Origin of the sequence: Xanthomarina spongicola (assembly GCF_003148645.1) — a bacterium.
Taxonomy (GTDB): Bacteria; Bacteroidota; Bacteroidia; order Flavobacteriales; family Flavobacteriaceae; genus Xanthomarina; species Xanthomarina spongicola.
In genome coordinates this window covers 104128-125720 of record NZ_QGGP01000003.1, presented here as the reverse complement: position 1 = coordinate 125720, position 21593 = coordinate 104128, and the positions used below count along the sequence as shown (strand labels likewise).

The 21593-nt window shown below is 30.3% G+C and carries 23 protein-coding genes and 1 tRNA gene; 9 read left to right on the top strand and 15 right to left on the bottom strand.

The window, feature by feature from the left end:
- Window positions 1-22: 22 nt before the first annotated feature.
- Together LX78_RS07510 and LX78_RS07505 are read left to right on the top strand one after the other, a co-directional pair.
- Window positions 23-454: a GNAT family N-acetyltransferase gene (locus LX78_RS07510; RefSeq protein WP_109682051.1), complete on the top strand. Its 432-nt coding sequence runs from the start codon at window positions 23-25 to the stop codon at window positions 452-454.
- A 9-nt stretch (window positions 455-463) separates the two neighbouring features.
- Window positions 464-958 carry a MepB family protein gene (locus LX78_RS07505; RefSeq protein WP_109682050.1) on the top strand — a complete coding sequence of 165 codons (495 nt, stop codon included), beginning with the start codon at window positions 464-466 and terminating at the stop codon, window positions 956-958.
- Between the two features lie 3 nt (window positions 959-961).
- On the opposite strand, the gene LX78_RS07500 is transcribed toward LX78_RS07505, so the two are convergent.
- The 8 genes from LX78_RS07500 to LX78_RS07465 form a co-directional block, all read right to left on the bottom strand.
- Window positions 962-1870, bottom strand: a complete 909-nt coding sequence (locus LX78_RS07500; RefSeq protein ID WP_109682049.1) for a pseudouridine synthase — start codon at window positions 1868-1870, stop codon at window positions 962-964.
- A 64-nt stretch (window positions 1871-1934) separates the two neighbouring features.
- Window positions 1935-2837, bottom strand: coding sequence for a geranylgeranylglycerol-phosphate geranylgeranyltransferase (locus LX78_RS07495; RefSeq protein ID WP_109682048.1), 903 nt, complete (start codon window positions 2835-2837; stop codon window positions 1935-1937).
- Window positions 2838-2848: 11 nt separating this feature from the next.
- Window positions 2849-3778: a mevalonate kinase family protein gene (locus LX78_RS07490; protein WP_109682047.1), complete on the bottom strand. Its 930-nt coding sequence runs from the start codon at window positions 3776-3778 to the stop codon at window positions 2849-2851.
- A gap of 28 nt (window positions 3779-3806) precedes the next feature.
- Window positions 3807-4886, bottom strand: a complete 1080-nt coding sequence (locus LX78_RS07485) for a diphosphomevalonate/mevalonate 3,5-bisphosphate decarboxylase family protein (protein WP_109682046.1) — start codon at window positions 4884-4886, stop codon at window positions 3807-3809.
- Window positions 4887-4894: 8 nt separating this feature from the next.
- The gene (locus LX78_RS07480) at window positions 4895-5422 is read right to left on the bottom strand and encodes a DUF1697 domain-containing protein (RefSeq protein ID WP_109682045.1); all 528 of its coding nucleotides are present in this window, start codon (window positions 5420-5422) and stop codon (window positions 4895-4897) included.
- Entirely contained in the window at window positions 5419-6630 is a 1212-nt protein-coding gene (locus LX78_RS07475; protein WP_109682044.1) for a BaiN/RdsA family NAD(P)/FAD-dependent oxidoreductase, read from the bottom strand. The genes LX78_RS07480 and LX78_RS07475 overlap by 4 nt, the downstream gene beginning before the upstream one ends.
- Window positions 6627-7313, bottom strand: coding sequence for a glycerophosphodiester phosphodiesterase (locus LX78_RS07470; RefSeq protein WP_109682043.1), 687 nt, complete (start codon window positions 7311-7313; stop codon window positions 6627-6629). Before LX78_RS07470 ends, LX78_RS07475 begins: the two co-directional genes overlap by 4 nt.
- Window positions 7313-8176, bottom strand: a complete 864-nt coding sequence (locus tag LX78_RS07465) for an acyl-CoA thioesterase (protein ID WP_109682042.1) — start codon at window positions 8174-8176, stop codon at window positions 7313-7315. The genes LX78_RS07470 and LX78_RS07465 overlap by 1 nt, the downstream gene beginning before the upstream one ends.
- Before the next feature lie 105 nt (window positions 8177-8281).
- Between LX78_RS07465 and LX78_RS07460 the strand changes: the two genes are divergently transcribed.
- On the top strand, window positions 8282-9094 hold the full coding sequence (locus LX78_RS07460) for an SdiA-regulated domain-containing protein (RefSeq protein ID WP_109682288.1): 813 nt from the start codon (window positions 8282-8284) through the stop codon (window positions 9092-9094).
- Here the strand turns inward: LX78_RS07460 and LX78_RS07455 are convergent.
- Genes LX78_RS07455 through msrB form a run of 4 tightly spaced genes read right to left on the bottom strand, consistent with a single transcriptional unit; the run spans window position 9091 to window position 10858 of the window.
- A complete protein-coding gene (locus LX78_RS07455) occupies window positions 9091-9339 on the bottom strand; it encodes a glutaredoxin family protein (RefSeq protein WP_109682041.1) in 249 nt (82 codons plus the stop codon). The two genes, LX78_RS07460 and LX78_RS07455, sit on opposite strands and share 4 nt — an antisense overlap.
- Window positions 9340-9344: 5 nt before the next feature.
- On the bottom strand, window positions 9345-9827 hold the full coding sequence (locus LX78_RS07450) for a peroxiredoxin family protein (protein WP_109682040.1): 483 nt from the start codon (window positions 9825-9827) through the stop codon (window positions 9345-9347).
- 31 nt (window positions 9828-9858) lie between these two features.
- Window positions 9859-10410: a peptide-methionine (S)-S-oxide reductase MsrA gene (msrA, locus tag LX78_RS07445; RefSeq protein WP_109682039.1), complete on the bottom strand. Its 552-nt coding sequence runs from the start codon at window positions 10408-10410 to the stop codon at window positions 9859-9861.
- A complete protein-coding gene (gene msrB, locus LX78_RS07440; protein WP_109682038.1) occupies window positions 10403-10858 on the bottom strand; it encodes a peptide-methionine (R)-S-oxide reductase MsrB in 456 nt (151 codons plus the stop codon). Before msrB ends, msrA begins: the two co-directional genes overlap by 8 nt.
- A gap of 304 nt (window positions 10859-11162) precedes the next feature.
- Between msrB and LX78_RS07435 the strand changes: the two genes are divergently transcribed.
- The gene (locus LX78_RS07435; RefSeq protein WP_170109819.1) at window positions 11163-12692 is read left to right on the top strand and encodes a T9SS C-terminal target domain-containing protein; all 1530 of its coding nucleotides are present in this window, start codon (window positions 11163-11165) and stop codon (window positions 12690-12692) included.
- A gap of 63 nt (window positions 12693-12755) precedes the next feature.
- On the opposite strand, the gene LX78_RS07430 is transcribed toward LX78_RS07435, so the two are convergent.
- A tRNA-Leu gene (locus LX78_RS07430) sits at window positions 12756-12837 on the bottom strand.
- 101 nt (window positions 12838-12938) lie between these two features.
- Here LX78_RS07430 and LX78_RS07425 point away from each other — a divergent pair.
- Window positions 12939-14327: a dipeptidase gene (locus LX78_RS07425; RefSeq protein WP_109682036.1), complete on the top strand. Its 1389-nt coding sequence runs from the start codon at window positions 12939-12941 to the stop codon at window positions 14325-14327.
- A gap of 68 nt (window positions 14328-14395) precedes the next feature.
- Here the strand turns inward: LX78_RS07425 and LX78_RS07420 are convergent, their stop codons facing one another.
- Window positions 14396-15763 carry a M28 family peptidase gene (locus LX78_RS07420; RefSeq protein ID WP_109682035.1) on the bottom strand — a complete coding sequence of 456 codons (1368 nt, stop codon included), beginning with the start codon at window positions 15761-15763 and terminating at the stop codon, window positions 14396-14398.
- Window positions 15764-15884: 121 nt separating this feature from the next.
- Here LX78_RS07420 and LX78_RS07415 point away from each other — a divergent pair, with 121 nt between their 5' ends.
- The 4 genes from LX78_RS07415 (at window position 15885) to LX78_RS07400 (ending at window position 20118) form a co-directional block, all read left to right on the top strand.
- The gene (locus LX78_RS07415; RefSeq protein WP_109682034.1) at window positions 15885-16253 is read left to right on the top strand and encodes a BlaI/MecI/CopY family transcriptional regulator; all 369 of its coding nucleotides are present in this window, start codon (window positions 15885-15887) and stop codon (window positions 16251-16253) included.
- 2 nt (window positions 16254-16255) lie between these two features.
- On the top strand, window positions 16256-18148 hold the full coding sequence (locus LX78_RS07410) for a M56 family metallopeptidase (RefSeq protein ID WP_109682033.1): 1893 nt from the start codon (window positions 16256-16258) through the stop codon (window positions 18146-18148).
- Window positions 18149-18258: 110 nt separating this feature from the next.
- Complete coding sequence (locus LX78_RS07405) at window positions 18259-19365, top strand: DUF4407 domain-containing protein (RefSeq protein WP_109682032.1); 1107 nt, start codon at window positions 18259-18261, stop codon at window positions 19363-19365.
- 81 nt (window positions 19366-19446) lie between these two features.
- Window positions 19447-20118: a hypothetical protein gene (locus LX78_RS07400; RefSeq protein WP_109682031.1), complete on the top strand. Its 672-nt coding sequence runs from the start codon at window positions 19447-19449 to the stop codon at window positions 20116-20118.
- 7 nt (window positions 20119-20125) lie between these two features.
- Here LX78_RS07400 and LX78_RS07395 read toward each other — a convergent pair whose 3' ends face one another.
- Entirely contained in the window at window positions 20126-21583 is a 1458-nt protein-coding gene (locus LX78_RS07395; RefSeq protein WP_109682030.1) for an AMP-binding protein, read from the bottom strand.
- Window positions 21584-21593 lie beyond the last annotated feature (10 nt).

The window sequence follows — 21593 nt, the reverse complement described above, 5'->3', positions numbered from 1 at the left end:
TAATAAAGTTAAAATTAACAAAATGATTAGAAAACATAAAGAGCAAGACCTTGAACAAATAATGAACATTTGGAATGATGCATCAGCATTAGCACATCCTTTTCTTACTAAAGAGTTTGTTGAAAAAGTAGCGTCTGATATGAGGCATCTTTATATACCAGGTTCACAGACTTGGGTATTCGAACAAAACAATTCAATTATTGGATTTATTAGCATGATAGAAAATGAAATTGGAGGACTCTTTGTCTTACCAAATAATCATTCAAAAGGAATAGGTACAAAATTAGTTGACTTTGTTTCTAAAGAAAATAATGTGTTGGAAGTCGAGGTTTTTGAGAAAAATACTATTGGAAGGGCTTTTTATAATAAATATGGTTTTAAACAAATCAAGCAATATGAACATGAAGAAAGTGGAAATACTGTTTTAAGGTTACATACAATAAAGACACTTTAATTATTAGCAATGAATAAAGTGCTTACACATATAAATAATACCATTTACGAGAAATGTTCTTTGCAAATATCTGAGTTTTTAAACGAGCCTGAAAGCAGAGAATATGAAGCATGTAGGTTTACTTTAAACGGATTTCATATTGTTTGTAGAGATGCCAAAATAACTCCAAAAAAAATAGGACAGTTTGTAACTTTCTGGAAACGTAATAAAAACGGAATTACAGAACCTTTAAATGAAAAAGACTCGATTGATTATTATGTTATTAATGTTATTAAAGAAAGCAAACTGGGTCAGTTTATATTACCAAAATCAATTTTAATCGAAAAAGGAATAGTCTCATCTAATAAAAAAGTTGGGAAAAGAGGTTTTCGTGTATATCCATCTTGGGACATTACTAATAATAAACAGGCAAAACAAACGCAAAAGTGGCAACTAAATTATTTTATAGAGATAGATAGCAACACCAACTTAAAACATGTAAAAAATTTATATGGTATAGAATAAAACCTATAACATTTTTAGAGTATTTAATTCCTGCTCAGTAAGATGTTTCCAATGTCCTCTTGGAATATCCTTTTTAGTAAGATGTCCTATAGCAACGCAATCTATACTTATAATTTCGTATTTTAATTCGTCGAAAATAGTTCTCAAAATAGTGTTTCCTGTATTCTTAATTTTTAGACCAATTTCTTTTTTTGAGGCTCCATCTATATAACTAATTTCTTCTACAGCAATATGTTTACCATCTACTTTAAAACCTTCTCTAATTTTTTTAAGATCTTCAATTTTTAAGTTCTTATCCAATTCAACTTGAAATAAACGTGGTACTCCATTTTTAGAATTGGTGAATTTTTTGGTTATAGTTTCATCATTAGTAAACAATAAAAGTCCTTTAGAGTTTCTGCCCAAACGACCAATTGGTTTTATTCTAGATGATGTAGCATTTGCCACCAAATCCATAACAGTTCTACCTTTTCCTTCTGCAGTTGTAGTTGCAAATCCTTTTGGCTTATTTAATAAAACATAAGCCTTCTTTTCTGGATTTATACGAGTTCCATCATATCGAACCTCATCTTCCAGTTTTACTTTGTAACCCATTTCAGTAATCACTTTCCCATTAACGGTTACAAGTCCAATAGCAATATGTGCATCTGCTTCTCTACGTGAACAAATCCCAGAATTAGCTATGTATTTGTTAAGACGAATCTCATCTGGATTCGACTTTTTAGCAGAAGCCTTTTTCTCTGTTTGAGGCTTACTTGCAGAAAATTGTTGCTTTTTAATAGGCGAATTTCCTCTAGAATAACTTTTGTTATGAGATGTATTGCCTCCACGACCTGCTTGGTTAGCTCCTTCTTTCTGCTGTCCTCTTCCTGAAGATTTTCCTTTACTACTGCTACCTTGATGTCTGCTCATGATTACTAATTTTATGCAAAGATACAGAAAGACTAATTGCAATCAAGCAACTAAATTATAAATCTTAAATTCTGTTTAATAGTAAGTCTACATTGATAAGAGTAATACTAAAAACTCCAGCAACAATTATAAGTTTTAAGATATTATGCAAAATAAGGTAATGTGTTTTGGATCTGGATTTCCATAATAGAAAAATAAATATGAGCAAAAATAAAATACTGAAATAAAAATAGTAACTCATGTAGCCAACATTAAAATAATTAACCAATAAATATGTTGGAATAAGAGTTAAAACCGTTAAAAAGGTAAGCATAATTTTAGAAACTTTTTCACCATAAACTATAGGAATTGTCTGATAATTTTGAGCTAAATCTCCTTTTATATTTTCTAAATCTTTTGTTAACTCTCTCATAGAAATAATTAAAAAGAGAAACATAGCATGTACAAAAACTACGGTTTCGAAATTTTTATAATAAATAAAAACGATAAAAAAAGGTGTGATAGTTAATATGGCTGAAGTTAAATTACCAATAAACGGTAATTTTTTTAATTTATGTGAATAAAACCAAATACCAAAAATATAGATAGAAAAGAAAATAACTGCTCTAAAAGAGACATAGCTAGATAATACAACAGCAATAAAATTTAATACAAAATAGAAAGATAGTTTTGTATTTTGACTAACTAATCTATCTAACATCGATTTTTGTGGTCTATTAATTAAATCTTTTTCTGAATCGTAGAAATTATTTATAATATAGCCACCTGCAATTACTGCTGAAGATGCTAAAACAAGCATTAATAAATTAAGATCTAAAACAACTTCCCTTAATGGTTTATCGTGTGCTAAAATGTAAACGGAAGCTAAATATTGAGCAATAACAATTATTAAAATGTTATAACCACGTACCACAGAAAACATACTAAAAAACTTTAGTAAAATGTGTTTGTGTTTACGCGAAAGCATCGTTAGAAAGATTAGAAGTTATAGACAACTTCCAATTTGTAGTCTTTAAGAGATTGTTTTGCTTTTTCAATATCTTCTGTAAAGCCAAGAATATAACCTCCTCCACCAGAGCCACAAAGTTTCAGGTAGTATTCGTTTGTTTCAATTCCTTTTTTCCAAAGTTCATGAAATTGCTGAGGAATCATAGGTTTAAAGTTATTCAAAACCACTTTAGATAGTTTCTTTGTGTTTCCGAATAGGGATTTTATATCTCCTTTTAAGAAGTCGTCTACACAAGCATCTGTATGTTTAATAAATTGATTTTTAAGCATTTTTCTAAAGCCTTCTTGCTTCATGTTTTCCATAAAAATACTTACCATTGGAGCCGTTTCTCCAGTAATACCACTATCTAATAAAAATACGGCATTTTTACCTTCTGTATTTTGCGATGGAATTCCAGTAGCTTCAATATTATCTTTAGAATTGATTAGAATTGGAATACTCAAATAACTGTTTAATGGATCTAACCCTGAAGATTTTCCATGGAAAAAAGATTCCATCTCAGAAAAAATAGATTTTAAATTCAATAATTTTTCTCTAGTTAAATTTTCTAAAACTGTAATTTTATTGAACGCATATTTGTCATAAATTGCAGCTACTAAAGCACCACTACTACCAACGCCATAACCTTGAGGAATTGAAGAATCAAAATACATTCCTGCATCCACATCATTTTGTAATTTTTCAATATCAAATGTCACTAAAGACGCATCTAACCCCTTTAGGTAAGAAACAAAACGTTTTAAACTTTCGTTAGATTTCAAGGCAACTTCAGACGTATTATCTACAGTTTTTAAAGCACCATTATAAAAATTATAAGGTATAGATAAACCTTTGGAATCTTTAATGATGCCATATTCTCCGAAGAGCAATATTTTAGAGTAAAAAAGTGGTCCTTTCATAGAAAATTATTGATTTGGAAATATAAAGTTACAATTGTTTTGCATCAAAACCAATTCTGTCGCAAATATATTGTTCGTTTTGACAATATGCAACTAATTCATTCTTAATGAATTCTAGAATTACTTTAGCTTCTTTTTTTGGATAAAGCACGTGTACATTAGCTCCTGCATCTAAAGTGAAACTTATATGTAAACCTGTGTCTTTTCTAAAACTCCAGATTTTATTTATTATTTCAAGCGTATTTGGTTTCATTAAAATAAAATAAGGCATGCTTGTCATCATCATAGCATGTAATGTCAATGCTTCACTTTCAATCAATGCTATAAATTGATTTAAATCTCCAGATTCCAAAATAGTTTTTAGTGTTTCTAAGTTTTCATGTGCTTGATCAAAACGATTTTTTGCAAATGGATGGTTATGCATTAAATTATGACCAACTGTACTACTCACTTGCTTTTCGCCCTTATCAACTAATAGAATGGTGTCTTGATATTCTTTAAAATTCTCATGAACTTTATAAGGATATTTAATTCCAAATAGATCTGTACTTCCTGTAATAGAATCTGTTTTTCCCCAAACAATTAAGTCACCTTCTATACTTCTAGAAGCACTTCCAGAACCTAGTCTTGCTAAAAAGGATGCTTTTTGGTTGAAAAATACATCTGATAATTCTGGATTTAACTCTTTTTCTATACTCATTAAACACAAAGCCAAAGCACTCATACCTGATGCAGAAGATGCTATTCCGGAACTATGTGGAAACGTATTTGAAGTCTCAATTTTAAAATAGTAATCTCTTAAAAAAGGTACATATGATTCAATTCGTTCAAAAAATGTTTGAATTTTAGGCTTAAAAGCATCCTCCTTCTTTCCATCTAAAAACACATCAAATTCAAAATCTGTTTTATTTTCTTTTAATGTATAGTTTAAAGTTGTAATAGTTTTACACTCATTTAAAGTAAAACTAATGGAAGGGTTTTCTGGAATTTGATTCTTCTTTTTTCCCCAATATTTCACCAAAGCAATGTTACTTGGAGATTCCCAAGTTACTTTTCCATTTTCAATCTTAGAATGATATACCTCTGGAATAAAATCTTGTTCTGTCATGTTGTAAATTAAGTTGACAAAGATAATAACTTTACCATTGTGTTATAATTTCTTGCTGTTGCAAATGTGTTTAGCTTACGCTCGAAAAAATTTGCATTGAATTTAGCCTGACCAAAACCTTTCTGGCAGTAATAATAAATACAATCGTCAATAATTTCATATTCCTCACCATCATAAACTTTTTCTGAAGCCACTTTTACTAAATCATCTTCTGGTTTTTCATGAAGCATCATAAAGTAACTTGCTTTCTTTTTTTCTTCTGAAAATGGGCAATTATCAAAAATTCGTTTCAAACCCTGTCTTGTATTTGTTAATACAGACACTTCAAATCCAAAATGAGCCATAATAGCTTCCTGAATTTTATTTTCTATTATATTTTTATTTTCAGAAGATTTTAAAATCACATTACCACTTTGAATATAGGTTTGCACATCTTCAAAACCTGATTTAGTAAGTAGCTCACGCAATTCTGCCATTGGTACTTTTTTGTGTCCACCAACGTTAATGCCTTTTAAAAGCACGATGTATGTTTTCATTTTGAAATTGTTTTAGCAACAATATAGGCTCCTGTCCAAGCATTCTGAAAATTAAAACCTCCTGTTACTGCGTCTACGTTGATAACTTCTCCAGCAAAATAAAGATTATCATGTAATTTACTTTCAAAGGTTTTAAAATTAATTTCTTTTAAATCAATTCCTCCAGCAGTAACAAACTCTTCTTTAAACGTGCTTTTTCCATCCACTTTAAAAACAGCTTGTGTTAATTGTGCAGCTAAACTTTCTAATTGTTGCTTATTTAAATCTGCCCAACGTGTTTCTTTAACCATGTTAGATGCTAAAACTAATTTATGCCATAAACGCTTTGGCAGTTCAAATTGAGTTGATTTATAAACTGTTTTTTTAGCTAAATTCTGCTTTAACTCTTTTAATGTATCTAAACAATCTTCAAATGATTGTCTGATAAAATTTATTTCAATTTCAAATTTATAATTACGTTTAGCTAATTCAATTGCTCCAAAAGCAGATAGTTTTAAAATGGCTGGAGCACTCATTCCAACATGAGTGATTAACAAAGGGCCTTCGCTCCATAAATGGGTTCCTAAAACTTTAATGTCAACATTTTGAGCTACAACTCCAGGAATATCTTTAATACGTTCGTCTTTTATATTAAACGTAAAAAGAGAAGGGATAGGCTGAGAAATAGTATGCCCTAAATCTTCTAACAAGTTCCATATTTTAGGATTGCTTCCTGTGGCTATTACTAATTTTTCTGATGAAAACTCGTCTTGAGAAGTTTCCAATTTCCATAAAAACGCTTCTTTCTCAATTGATTTTACTGCATGGTTATACAACAACTCAACGTTGTATTTCTTGGCTTCATTTAAAAAACAATCTATAATGGTTTGAGATGAATTTGATTCAGGAAACATTCTACCATCTTCTTCAATCTTCAAAGGCACGCCTCGTTTTTCAAACCACTCAATGGTATCTCCTGTCATAAACTGATGAAAAGGACCTAAAAGTTCTTTTTCTCCTCTAGGATAATTCAATATTAATTCTTGTGGAATAAATTCAGCATGAGTAACATTACAACGTCCACCACCAGAAACTTTTACTTTTTGAAGACCTTCTTTTCCACGTTCTAAAATGGCTACTTTTAGTTTAGGGTTCTGTTCAGCAATATTTATAGCTGCAAAAAATCCTGCTGCTCCACCTCCTACTATTATGACATCTTTTTTTATCATAATCTATCTGGCACATCAGAAATTATTCCATCCACTTTGTAGCTTTTCATCCTTTCAATGGTTTGCTTATCATTTACTGTCCAAGTATATACTTTATAATCTTCTGCTTGTGCACGCTTAACATTTTCTTTAGTTAACAAAGCAAAATTAGGATGAATGGCTATGGCATTTACTGTTTCGGCAAACTCCAAAGCATCATCTACATTTGCTTTTGTTAAAACACCTAATGGAATATTATTGTCTATTTTAAAAACGGCTTCTAATTCGTGATGTTGAAAACTAGACACTATAAAATTATTATAATTCCATTCTTTTTCTTTGATGTATTTCTGAATAACATCACAAGTTTTTAAAGCAGTATATTTCCCCTTTAATTCAATATTTAACAAGCATTTTTTATCTATTACGTTTAAAACTTCTTCTAAAGTTGGAATTGAAAATTCTCCATTAACTTTTAATTGTTTTAATTCTGAAAGTGATAATTTTCCTATTTCGCCAATTCCATTAGTCATTCTATCTAGAGTTAGATCATGAAAAACAACCAATTCTCCTGAAGCACATAAGTGAACATCTATTTCTATTCCATCTACACCAAAATCAAGTGCTTTTTGAATAGATTCAATAGTGTTTTCAGCAACATATCCTTTTGCTCCTCGATGTCCTATTTTTAAAATTGTACTCATTAATCTTTTGGTCTCATCAACCCTTCTTGTGCTACTGAAGCAACTAATTCTCCATCTCTTGTATAGATGTTACCTCTTGCAAACCCTCTAGCATTAGATGCATTTGGAGATTCCATAGAAAACAACAACCAATCGTTAAAATCAAAATCTCTAAAATACCACATAGAGTGATCTAAACTTGCTGTTTGTGTATTTCCCCAATGTGCTTTACTAGCATGAGGATTTAGTGCCGAAACTAAAATATTATAATCGGAAATATAAGTTAATATTTGTTGTTTAGTTGCTAAATCTAAAGTGCTAACATCTCCTTTTAATTTAAACCAAACATCGCTAAAAGGTGGCAAATCTTTTCTGTCTAAAGGATTTACAATCTCGGTTGGCTTAAACTCAACTGGTCGTTCAATTTCTAAAAAAGATTTAACATGCTTAGGAAGAAAATCTCCAAATTGATTGTACATATCTGTCCAACTTAATAGTTCCTCAGGTTGTTTCATTTCATCTTTCATTTTCATCTGATGGTTATAACCTGATTCTTTCTTATGAAAAGAAGCCGACAGAATGAAAATGGTAGTTTCGTTTTGGTGAGCAGTAACTCTTCGAACAGAAAAACTTCCTCCATCTCTTACAATACTAACATTATAAGTAATAGGTAATTTAAGATTTCCAGCTTCTAAAAAATAAGAATGCATAGAATGTAAAATTCTTCCGTTTGTTATGGTTCTACTTGCTGCATTAATAGCCTGAGCTAAAACTTGTCCTCCAAACACATTAGGACTTCCAACAGATTTACTCATACCATTAAATTCGGTATCGTTTATCTTTTCTAACACTAATAGGTCTAGCAGGTCGTTTACTGATGTCATATAAATAGAGTTAAATACTTAAATTTATCAAAACTATTAAATTCATTTTTGGGTTTGCATATTTTTTATAATTAGTTTTGAAGGATGCCTTATTTCAAAAAAAATATGAAGTTTCTACCTTTATGTACTTTAGCTTTAATACTAACACTAACATCTTGCAAATCAGATGGATTAAATACTATTGCAAGTTTACCATTATCATTAAAAGAAGTGTCAGCTGCTGAAAAAACACCATTCTCAAATCTTATTTGGATGATTGAAGATTCTAGAAACAATAACACCCTTTTTGGTTTAAACGAATCTGGAGAAGTTATTAAAGAACTACATATTACTAATGTTGTAAATAATGATTGGGAAGATTTAACAAGCGATTCTATTGGTAATATTTACATTGGAGATTTTGGCAACAACAAAAAAGAAAGAACATCTTATTATATATATAAAGTAAAAAAACCAAATGAAAACTCGCATAATACAACTGCTGAAAAAATTACTTTTAGGCTACCAGTTAAAATGAAACAGGAAAATTTTGAAGCATTTTTTATTTACAATAATCATTTCTACATTTTTAATAAAGAGAATAAGAAAGGTAGAATGTATAAAGTTCCAAATCTTATTGGCGAACATGAAGCTGAACTTGTTACAGAATTTAGACTAAATGATAAGAACAATAAAATTACTTCTGCTGATATTAGTGACGATGGTAAAACCGTCGTATTACTAAATAAAGACAAGATGTGGAAAATATCTAACTTTGAAGGAGATGATTTTTTTAATGGTACAATAGAATCTATTGACTTTAATCATCTAACTCAAAAAGAAGGCATCTGTTTTAAAGACAAACAAACAATTTATATTACTGATGAGCGCATTGGCATAATTGGAGGGAAAATCTATACTTTTAATCTAAGCAATTAATTTTCTAACCATTTATTTAAATCTTTATCTGTTGGATTTCGCAGTTTTTTATTCCCGATAACTAAAGTTGGAAAATTAAGTTTTCTATTGCTGTATAGGTTACGTAAATCCTCAGCAAAATCCTCATTCTTTTCTACATCAAAAAAGGTGTACTTTAATTTTTGTGCCTCTAAAAAAACTTGGTCGTATTTAGTTTTATGGCACCTTTCGGTACCATAAAGTTTAATTTCCGTTTGTCTTTTCATAATATTTACATTCCTCTTAAAAAGGTAATAGCTGAATCTACATTTAGATGAAAATCAGCAAATACTATATTATCATGTTTGTCAATAAATATAAACCATGGTGTTCCTCCTGTTTGGTAGTTATTCATAATAGTGGAGCGTGATTTACCATCTTCTCCTGCATCATGGCCAAAAGGAATTTTTAATTTATATTGTTTTTGAGTCTCTATTATTTTGTCATACGTATTTTCGTTATGACCTTCAAAAACAGTTTGAATAGCTAGAAATATTACATTTTTATTACTTTCTAAAGCTTCAACCATTTTTTTTAAATCTGGTAGCCCTTTACTATGACATCCTGGACACCAACTCTGAAAACAATAAATGACTTTAAACTTTCCTTTATAATCTAAAAGTTTTATGGGTTCTGTTTTGTTTCCGTTAGCATCTATCCATTGATTTACTTTAAATTCTGGAGCCTTAAATACTTCTTGTGTTTGATTTGACATTTTTAAAGTCCTTTCTTTTTTAAAATTAATTTTATTTTACTTCAATAGTCTTTAACTTATCAGCATGTAGTTTACGTAGTTTTGCCAATTTAGGTGTAATAACAAAACTGCAATAACCTTGTTCTTGGTTATTTTTATAATAATTTTGATGGTCTTCTTCGGCTTCATAAAAAATTCCTAACTTACTTAATTCTGTTACAATCTCATCTTTGTAATAAATTGCTATTTCTTTAAGTACTTTTTCAGCAATTTCTTTTTGATCTTGATTATGATAATAGATTACAGATCGATATTGAGTACCTCTATCTGCTCCTTGACGATTCAATGTAGTCGGATCGTGAGTTGTCATGAAAATAATTAAAATATCTTCATATGAAATTACATTTGCATCAAAAGACACTTGAACCACTTCAGCATGACCAGTTAATCCAGAACAAATTTCTCTATAAGTAGGTCTTCCTGGAGCAATTCCACCTGTATAACCTGAAATTACTTTTTCTACACCTTTTACTTCTTGAAAAACAGCTTCAGTACACCAAAAACAGCCTCCTCCTAATATAGCTTGTTGTAACTTTTTAGTCATTTTCTTCCCTTTCTAATTGAATGGATTCAGAATTTACACAATATCTCAAACCACTTGGTTCTGGACCATCTGGAAATATATGTCCTAAATGTGCGTCACATGTACTACACATTATTTCAACTCTTACCATACCAAAAGCAGTATCTTTTTCGTACTTAATAACATTCGGTTTTACAGGTTGAGTAAAGCTTGGCCAGCCAGAACTAGAATCAAATTTTATGGTTGAATCAAATAATGGCGCATTGCAACAAATACAATTGTACTTGCCTGTATCATGAGTACTGCAAAGAGCACCACTATGTGGTCGTTCAGTTCCTTTCTGTCTTGTAATTCTATATTGCTCAGGAGTTAATAGAGCTCGCCATTCAGCTTCAGATTTCTCAACACGTTTATCAGGTGTTGGATTTCCATTAACTGAAAAATTAATAACATCTTTCCAAGTTAGCATAGTATATTCCTTCCATTAATTTATTCGTAAAAAGTCTTTCAATTTTAATAATAGTCGCTAAATATATTATTTAATTACAACACAAAAATATTGAATTAACAAGTATTATTGTAATTAGATTACACATTATTAGAATGATAATCGAACAAAAAAGTATCTTTATCGAATTAATTATTCTATCTTTTTATATCATTTTATAATTCTTTATCTTTTCAATTAGCTATTAATCTAATTTACTTATTTACATTGTCTTATGATATATTTTAAGAGTCTTAACATTAAGAATCTCTCCCTATTTTTATTCATGCTTCTATTCTTTTTTCCATTAGAAAATTCTTTATTCAGTCAAACGTGGACGCTTAAAGATGAAGATGAGAATTACACGGCAAGACACGAATGTGGATTTATTCAAGTTGGCGATAAATTCATACTAATAGGTGGTAGAGAAACTCAGGTAGTAGATATATATGACTATGCGAGTGATACTTGGACAGCAGGCACAGCTTCACCAATATTATTGCACCATTTTCAATCTATTGAATATGAAGGTCTAGTCTGGATAATTGGAGCTTTAATTGATAATAATGACCCAAATGAAGCACCTGCAGAACATGTGTTTATGTATAATCCTTTAAGTGACCAATGGACTGAAGGAATAGAAATTCCAGCATCTAGAAGACGAGGTGCAGGAGGATCTGCCATATATAACAATAAAATCTATTTGGTTGGAGGAAATACAGGTGGTCATAATGGAAATTATAAATCTTGGTTTGATGAATATGATCCTAAAACTGGTGTGTGGACTCAACTACCTGATGCACCTCACGAAAGAGACCATTTTAAAGTAGCCGTGTATGGTGACAATTTATATCTCTTAGGAGGAAGACAATCTGGTGGGCCTGGAGGAGCAAGATTTCCTTTGGTACCAGAGATTGATATTTATAATTTTACTACTCAAACATGGACAACATTAAATCCATCTAAAAACCTCCCAACCCCAAGATCTGGTGTTGCTGTAGCTGTCTATCAAGATGAAATTTATGTCATAGCTGGAGAGGTTGAAGGAACTTTTAACGATGTTGAAGCTTTGGATCCAATTACTAATACTTGGACAACAAAAAACTCAACAAGAAAATTCAGAGATGGTACAGAAGCTATAGTCTCAGGAAATGGTATTTTTGTTGTAGCTGGGAAAGGAGGTTTTCCGTTTAAAGAAATGGAATATTATAATGAAGATAATCCAGTAGGAACTCCAAATGTACTTTCAACATTTGAAGCCGATGAATATGTAAAGTCTTTTATTTATTCAGAAACTGATGGTAGTGTTGTTTTACAAATCACTCTTTCAAATGTTTTAGGAACAACTGGAACCTTTATAGATTCTATAGAATTGACAGGAGGTGATTATAGTCTATCTCAAACTTATAATGATATTTTTCTTGGCTCAAATTCAGATTTAATCATTGAAGTTACCCTTAATAATACCACTCTACCAGAAAATAATGGATTGGTTACAGTAACTTATAATAATAGTTCTTCATTTAACATTTCTTTAGAAGGCGACTTGGACAGCACCTTAGGAATTGAAAATATTAACAACAAAATTGAGAATATAATCTTATACCCTAATCCTACAAGCAATTCCTTTTCAATAAATAAAGATGTAAGTCAATTACAAATTTTTGATATTACTGGAAAACTCATTAAAGTGTTTAAAGGCAATTCGGAAAAAGGCACTTTATTTGATATTTCAAACTTACCTCAAAGCATGTATTTTGTAAAAGTAGAAAACTTAGATGGCGATACGCATACTTGCAAACTAATAAAGCAATAATAAACTTTTAACAAATTTATAAAAAAAGCTTCAACATAATGTTGAAGCTTTTTGCTTATTTCGTGCGGGTGGGGAGACTCGAACTCCCACACCTCGCGGCACCAGATCCTAAGTCTGGCGTGTCTACCAATTCCACCACACCCGCAATAAGGAGTGCAAATATAAAAATTAGTTTTAATATACATACCTATCTTTTGATAAAAAATTCTTTATGATTTTGTATTTTTGATAAAATTCAAAAAATTTATGAAAAACATATCCACTTATGTAAATCAACATAGAGATCGCTTTCTAAACGAACTTATCGATTTGCTTAAAATTCCATCCATAAGCGCTGATTCAGCATATAAAAAAGATGTTGAACAAACTGCCGAAGTTGTTAAAACTCGATTAGAAGAAGCTGGTTGCGACCATGTAGAAATATGCGAAACAGATGGCTACCCAATTGTCTATGGAGAAAAAATAATTGACAAAAAGTTACCTACGGTTTTAGTTTATGGTCATTATGATGTTCAGCCACCAGATCCATTAAATTTATGGAATTCACCTCCTTTTGAGCCTATTATAAAAAAAACAGAGTTACATCCTGAAGGAGCAATTTTTGCTCGTGGTGCTTGCGATGATAAAGGACAAATGTACATGCATGTGAAGGCCATGGAGTTTATGACCAAAACCAATCAGTTGCCTTGTAATGTGAAATTTATGATTGAAGGCGAAGAAGAGGTTGGCAGTTCTAATCTGGCCATTTTTGTTAAAAAGAATCAGGAGAAATTAAAGAACGATGTGATTTTAATTTCAGACACAGGCATGATTGCTAAAGATGTTCCTTCAATTACAACTGGTTTGCGTGGCTTGAGTTATGTAGAAGTTGAAGTTACTGGTCCAAATAGAGATCTGCACTCTGGCTTATATGGTGGCGCAGTTGCAAATCCTATAAATGTTTTAACAAAAATGATTGCATCATTGCATGATGAAAACAATCATATTACTATTCCTGGTTTTTATGATAAGGTTGAAAATCTTTCAAAAGAAGAACGAGCTGAAATGGCTAAAGCACCTTTTTCATTAGAAGCTTATAAAAAATCTTTAGATATAGACGCTGTTTATGGTGAAGCAGGTTATACAACCAACGAGAGAAATTCCATTCGTCCAACACTAGATGTCAACGGAATTTGGGGAGGTTATACTGGAGAAGGAGCTAAAACAGTTATTGCCAGTAAAGCTTTTGCTAAAATATCAATGAGATTAGTACCACATCAAGATTGGGAAGAAATTACACAATTATTTAAAACCCATTTTGAGAGTATTGCTCCAAAAGGTGTTACTGTAAAAGTAAAACCTCATCATGGAGGCCAAGGTTATGTGACTCCAATAGATAGTATAGGTTACCAAGCAGCAAGTAAAGCTTATTTTGATACTTTTGGCAAGACACCTATTCCACAACGTAGTGGAGGAAGTATTCCTATTGTAGCTTTATTTGAACAAGAATTGAAAAGCAAAACTATTCTTATGGGATTTGGTTTAGATAGTGATGCTATACACTCGCCTAATGAACATTATGGATTGTTTAATTACTATAAAGGCATTGAAACAATTCCTTTATTTTATAAGTATTTTACAGAACTTTCTAAATAATATTTTTAGATAAAAAAATCCGTTCAGTTTTAAATTGAACGGATTTTTATTTTTTCAATAAAATATTACTACTCTTTTATAATTTTAAATGTCTTAGAGGTATTATTCATTTTAATTTTTAAAAAATATGTACCAACTGAGAGTGAAGATACATCTATTGCCGTTTCAATATTATTTAAAGGCTTATCTAATGTTAATTTACCTGAAATATTAAATAATTGAACTGAAAAAGATTCTTTTAAATTCGTCTGAATTCTTAAAATATTAGTTACTGGATTAGGAGAAATATGAAAATCATCTGAAGCAAATTCTTCTGTATTTAATGTGTTAAATGAGATACAATCACTTTTTTCCATACATGATCCTACTGTAACTTCTACAGCATAAGTTCCATTTTCAGTTGGAACAAAAGATTGATTCGTTTCATCTGTCAACAATGTATTTGTGTCACAATCTATCCATTGATAACTTGCACCATTTTGATTTGCACTTATAAATGTTATAGACGTAGTAACTGTATTATCAATTGCTAGTAAACCTCCCTTAGTTGCCATATAAGCAGTAACTAATTTTGTTAATTCTTTAAAGTAAGGTAAATCTAAAGTACTTAATCTATCAGCTGAAGAATGATAATAAATTGATTCATCATTTGTTTCCCAAGATTCTCCTACTAAAACTGCAGGATAACCTTTACTCCAAAAAGAAGCATGATCGCTTGCTATAGTTCCTGGATCCACAACTATAGGGTTTAGGTTAAAAGTATAGGTGTTTAATAAAGCTAACAAATCGTCTTTAATTGATAATGAACCATGCAAATCTCTAACGTCAATGTCAAAATCGTTATCTCCAGGTTGTCCTGGCAAATCACCATCGTAACCAATCATATCCATATTTATAACACCAAGAATATTTAAATTATTTGTTTCAGCATAGTTTGCATAAAAATTAGATCCTCTCAATCCAATTTCTTCTTCGTCCCAAAGTGCATAAACTATCGTATTTTCTAGACATTGTGTTGAAAGAATTTTAGCTACTTCAAGAACAGCAGCAGTTCCAGTGGCATTATCATCTGCACAATAATTTGCTACAGAATCATAATGAGCACAAACTAAATAAATATCATTAGGGTTTGTTTTGCCTGTTTGTGTAGCAATTATGTTTTTTCCATTAAAATTAAATTCTTGTTCTGTAACTACTAAATTATCTAACAGCTGAAACTTTTCTTTAATATACTGTGCTGCTAAATCGTTATTAGCTTGCTGTCTATTTAAAATAGTAACCTCATTTCCATTAACAAGTGTTGGTTGTTCACCAGAAAATTCGCTAACAGTTAATTCCAATCTATTAATATCTACTTTATCTATTAAATTTTGTACTGTTTGCCCAAAAGAGCTTACAGAAAGTAATACCAACGCAACAATAACAAGTCTTTTCATCTAAATTTTAGAGCCTTTAATTTAGGGTCAAAGATACCTTTTTAAAAATAAATGCTGAAAATATTTTGATTATTAAATTATTGTTCTACATTTGTAGAGAACATTCTAATATTGTAGAGCTATGCAAGCCTTATCGAAAACCGAAGAAGATTTAATGAACCATTTATGGAAACTTGAGAAAGCTTTTATGAAAGACTTGCTAGAAGCATATCCAGAACCAAAACCTGCTACAACAACTGTAGCTACTTTATTAAAACGAATGGCTGATAAAGGTTTTATAGATTATAAATTATACGGGAAATCTAGAGAATATTTTCCATTGGTTAAAAAGAAAGATTATTTCTCAAAGCACGTAAATGGTTTAATAAAAAACTTTTTTAACGATAGTGCTTCTCAATTTGCTTCCTTTTTTACTAAAGAAACCAATCTGACCAAAGAAGAATTGGAAGACTTAAAAAAACTCATCGATAACGAAATTAAAAACAAGTAATCATGTTAGTATACATTATAAAATCCAGTGCTTGTCTAGCCGTTTTCTTACTTATCTACAAATTACTTTTAGAAAAAGAAAACATGCATGTATTTAAACGGTTTTACTTATTGGTTTGCCTTTTAATTTCTTTTGGAATTCCATTTATTACATTCACACATTATATTGAAGTTCCACTAAACTTAAACAATACAGTAATAAGTAATACAACATTAACACCTTTAAATCCACAAGAAGCATCTGTAAACTATTTACCATACATTCTTTGGAGCATTTACTTAATAGGCGTACTTATTTTTAGTTTGAAATTCATTTTTAATTTAAGTAGCATCATACTCAAAATAAACCAAAACCCGAAGTTGAAAACTAATAAATCAACCAATGTTTTATTAGAAGAGTTGATAGTCCCTCATACATTTTTAAGTTATATCTTTTTAAACAAAACTCGTTTTGAAACTCAGCAGATACCGGAAGAAGTATTGATTCACGAAGAAGTACATGCTGTTCAAAAACATTCGTTAGACATTTTATTTATTGAATTATTTCAAATCATACTTTGGTTTAACCCACTTATTTATATGCTTAAAAAAACGGTGAAATTAAACCATGAGTTTATTGCAGACCTTGAAGTAATAAAGCAAGGTGTTACACTATCAAAATATCAACAAATATTATTGGCATTCTCATCAAATGCTTTAGAACCACAATTGGCAACAGCCATTAATTATTCATTCATCAAAAAACGATTTACAGTTATGAAAACACACACATCAAAAACAACAATTTGGTTGAGAAGCTTTGTGCTTCTCCCAGTATTAGCCCTTTTAATTTACAGCTTTAGTACAAAAAAAGTTATTGAGAAAGAGATTGAAAGTAAGAATGAAATAGTTAAAGAAATACAACAAGAAACCATTGTAACCATAAATGGTATTCAATGTGAAGGTTGTAAAGTAAAACTATCTAAAGAAGCTACTGAAAAATTAATTTTAGGAACTAATACAGGTGAAGAAATAAGCAGTTTTTTAATTAAATTTATAGGTAAACCAACAGTTTCAATAACTGGTAACAAACTAAATAAAGAAGCCATAGGCTTTTTAAACGAGAATGAATCTGATAAAATCATTCAAATTTTTAATATAAAAACCACAAATTCAAACATAAAAATGCCTATATTAATTCAATTGGCAGATAGAAATGATGAAAACTATTCAAATTCCCCTGTTGTAAAAAAAGGTGAAAAAAGTGACATTCCACCTCCTCCACCTCCTCCACCTCCAGCAAACCCAGATTCTCCTTCAAATTTTGTAAGTGCCTATGAAAAAAAAGGTGCATCATTCTATTATGAAGACGAGCAAATCTCATCAACTAAAGCTTCTAACTTATTAAAAGAAAATAAGTCTTTGAATGTTTTAGTTAAAGGTTCATACACATCTAAACCAAAAGTTTACTTAAGCAAAGAACCAATATCAATAGATGAAAACATTAAGAACGTTGAAGAAATAATTCCTCCACCTCCACCAAAAGCTCCAGAGATGAAAATGGCTCACGACTTACCTCCACCTCCTCCAATTCCTGCTGATGCTACACCTGAGGAAAAAGCAAAATATCAGAAGACTATAGATAAATACAATCAGATGCGTTCAATGGTTAAAAAAGGAGAAGAATCTAACATTCCTCCACCACCACCTCCTCCTCCACCTCCAAAAGCGCCTTTAGATTTTGTTATTGAGATGGCTAAAAAAGATGCTACTTTTTATTTTGAAGGAAAGCAAATAACTTCAGATCAAGCAATAAACATGTTAAAGAAAAATAAGTCTTTGAATATCTCTGCTAAAGAATCATCTTCTAAAAACCCAAAAGTTTACATAAGTAAGGAACCAATAACAATAGATTAGTAATTCTAAAACATATATAAAATATTAAGCCTTGAAATTTCAAGGCTTTTTTTGTAACAAATAACCATAATTTGCGTTCTAATAGTCTATCAATCAAAATCAATCAAATCATGTTAAAAAAATTCTTCATCCTTTGTTCTGGATCAGATTCAGACATTTTAGACACTTGTTCCAATGGTGAACAAAATAAATATGCTGGTATTGGAGCAACTGTTTTCTTTACAGCAGTTATGGCTTTTATTGCTTCTAGCTATGCACTTTATACTGTTTTCGATAATCCTTTTATTGCCATAGGTTTCGGCCTAATTTGGGGTTTACTTATATTTAATTTAGATCGGTTTATTGTTTCAACTATTAAAAAACGAAATCAAGTTTTAGATGAATTCATCCAAGCTTTTCCAAGAATTATTTTAGCAATTATTATTGCAATAGTTATTTCTAAACCACTTGAATTAAAAATCTTTGAAAAAGAAATCAATCAAGTTTTACTTGAACAAAAAAACGAACTAACCTTAGCTAATAAGGAACAAATTGCTAAACAATATAATCCAAATATCAATAATCTAAGTAATGAGATTACTGCATTACAACAACAAATAACTACAAAAGAAGCTGAAGTAAATGCACTTTACAATATATATATAACTGAAGCAGAGGGAACTGCTGGAACTAAGTTATTAGGCAAAGGACCTGTTTATCAAGAAAAAAGAGATAAGCATGATGCTTCATTAACAGAGTTAGAACAATTAAAAATAGATAATAAGGCTAAAATTGCTACTCTTGAAGCTCAAATAGCTGAATTAGGAACCAATTTAAATTCTAAGATTGAAGCATCGCAACCTATAATTGATGGTTTTGATGGATTAATGGCTAGAGTAAATGCATTAAATAAACTGCCTTTGTTGCCTTCACTTTTTATCTTTTTATTGTTTTTAGCTATTGAAACTTCACCAATTTTTGCAAAAATACTTTCACCAAAAAGTGAATACGATTTTAAACTTGAAGACTCCGAAAGCGCTTTAAATACTTGGGTTGATAGAAATGTAAAAGAAAGAAATGCTTTATTACAAACAGACATTAACCTTAATAATAAGATTTATAACGATATTGCAGAAGAAGAAGAAGAATTGTACAACTATAAACGTAAAAAAGCAAGAGAACTGATGCAGTTACAAGCAGATGCTTTTTTCGAAAAACAACAAAAAATACTTAAATAATTTGCTGTCAATCGGGTACTTTCCCCTTGTATTTTAAACTTTATGTTTATTTTTACATAAACCTATTTCACTTATAGATTTATGAGTAGTCATCCCTTCCATAAAATTGCCATTTTACCTAAATTAATTAAAAAAGGTAGGATTAAATATGTTTGGAATGTATTTTTAAATAGGTTGTACTCCAAAGAAATAGCTTTCGGTTTTAAACGGGATTTAAGTGTCCCCTTTAAAAAGCCCAGAACGCTTAAACCCATAACTATTCGTGAGTTTATTGAAGAAGATGAGCCATATTTTATAGACAACCCAAACAACGGCTTGATTCTTAATTTTAAAACCTGTTATATTGGTGTTACCAAGGAAAATATTCCATGTGCTAGAGTTTGGTTAATTGATTCTACAGAGAACAAAAAACTAAAATCCATTTGGGGAAATAGGTTTCCTCAACTTAAGTCAGATGAGGTTTTACTTGAGAATGTGTTTACAATTCCAAAATTTAGAGGTATGGGAATCATTCCTTCTTTCTTATATGATGTATCTGAAAAGAGCAAAGTCTTAGGCGCTAAATCTGCCATAACCTTTGGCGAAGTAAAAAACATTAACACATCAAGATCTTATAATTATGCTGGTTTTAGCCCTTATGTGGTAAGAACTGTATCATGTTTTTTATTTATAAAATCTATAAAATTTGAAGAAGTTTCAAACGAATATTTAGTGCTTTATAATAAGTCCATAAATAAAATAGTGGTTTCTTAATATTATACTATTTAATTTTTTTTCCAGTAGCACTTACCTTTAATGCCTTTTCAAAAACAACTTTTTGTGGCATCTTATAAATTGCCAATTTTTTAGAACAAATATGCAGTATTTTCTCTTTTAATTGTTCTTCATCAAAAGAGCCATTTACTACTATGGTTGCTTGTATTGCTTCACCAAATAAATCGTCGTCGTAACCAGAAATTGTACAATCCATGACTTCTTCAACTGAAAGGATGACTTCTTCAATTTCTTTTGGACTTACTCTTTTTCCTGCTACTTTTAATATTTCTTTTTTTCTGGCCTTCAAATAATAATAGCCGTCTTCATCAACTATGGCGACATCTCCTGTATAAAGCCAACCATTTTTAATGGTATTTTGGGTTTCTTCTTCCTCTTTATAGTAACCCAGCATAATGTTTTTACCTTTGGCTAATAATTCGCCTTCTTGGTTAACTCCAGTGGTCTCACCCTTATCATCTACAATTTTAAACTTGACATTAGGGATAGGTTTTCCAATGGAATTCATTTTTTTATGAATCATTTTTGGATCTAAGTAAGACAATCTGGCTGTAGCCTCGGTTTGTCCATACATCACGTAAAATTCTATCTTTGGGAAAGCTTTTACAAATTCATCAATAAAAACCGAATGTAATTTTCCACCTGCTTGAGTTACATATCTTAAATCTGGAAATGATGTAGTTTTAAAAGTTTTTGATTTTTTCAACAAGATTTGAAAATGACTTGGAACACCAGCAAAACCAGTACATCTATAGTCTTTTAAATCGTTTAAAACAGCTCCTAAAAACATAAAACTATTGTTTAAAATAATAGAACCACCAACTCTTAAATGTGTGTGTAAAAGTGATAATCCATAGCAATAAAAGAAAGGTAATACCACACACATAATATCTTTAGACGTTAGGTTTAAATAAGATATAATTGAATTAGTGTTAGCAATAATATTTTCATGACTTATCATGACACCTTTTGGAATCCCTGTTGATCCTGAAGTGAAAATAATTTCTGCCAACTGATTTTTCTTAACCTCAACATAATAATCCTCAATAGATTGATTGTCGATAATTTGTTCTAAATCCTTTTCCTCAATAACATGAATGTATGACGGAATGGTATATTTTGATCTGACACTTTTTGCAATGAAAATGGTGTCACATTCTGTTGTATTGATTATAAAATCTAGATTTTCTTGTTCTATAGCGAAATTTAATGGAACGCAAACATTCCCAGATTTTAATATGCCCAAATAAGTAGTTATAAAGAATTTTGAGTTCGGGCTTATTAAAATAATGTTCTTTTCTGCTCCAATGTATCTATTTAAAAACGCAGCTATTTTTAAACTGTTGGAATAGAGTTTATTAAATGAAATTGTTTCCTTTGAACCCAATAAAAAGTCCTTTTCAAGGTTTTGTGTAGATTTAAAAAAGTAATCAAAAACATTCATGTATTCTAAT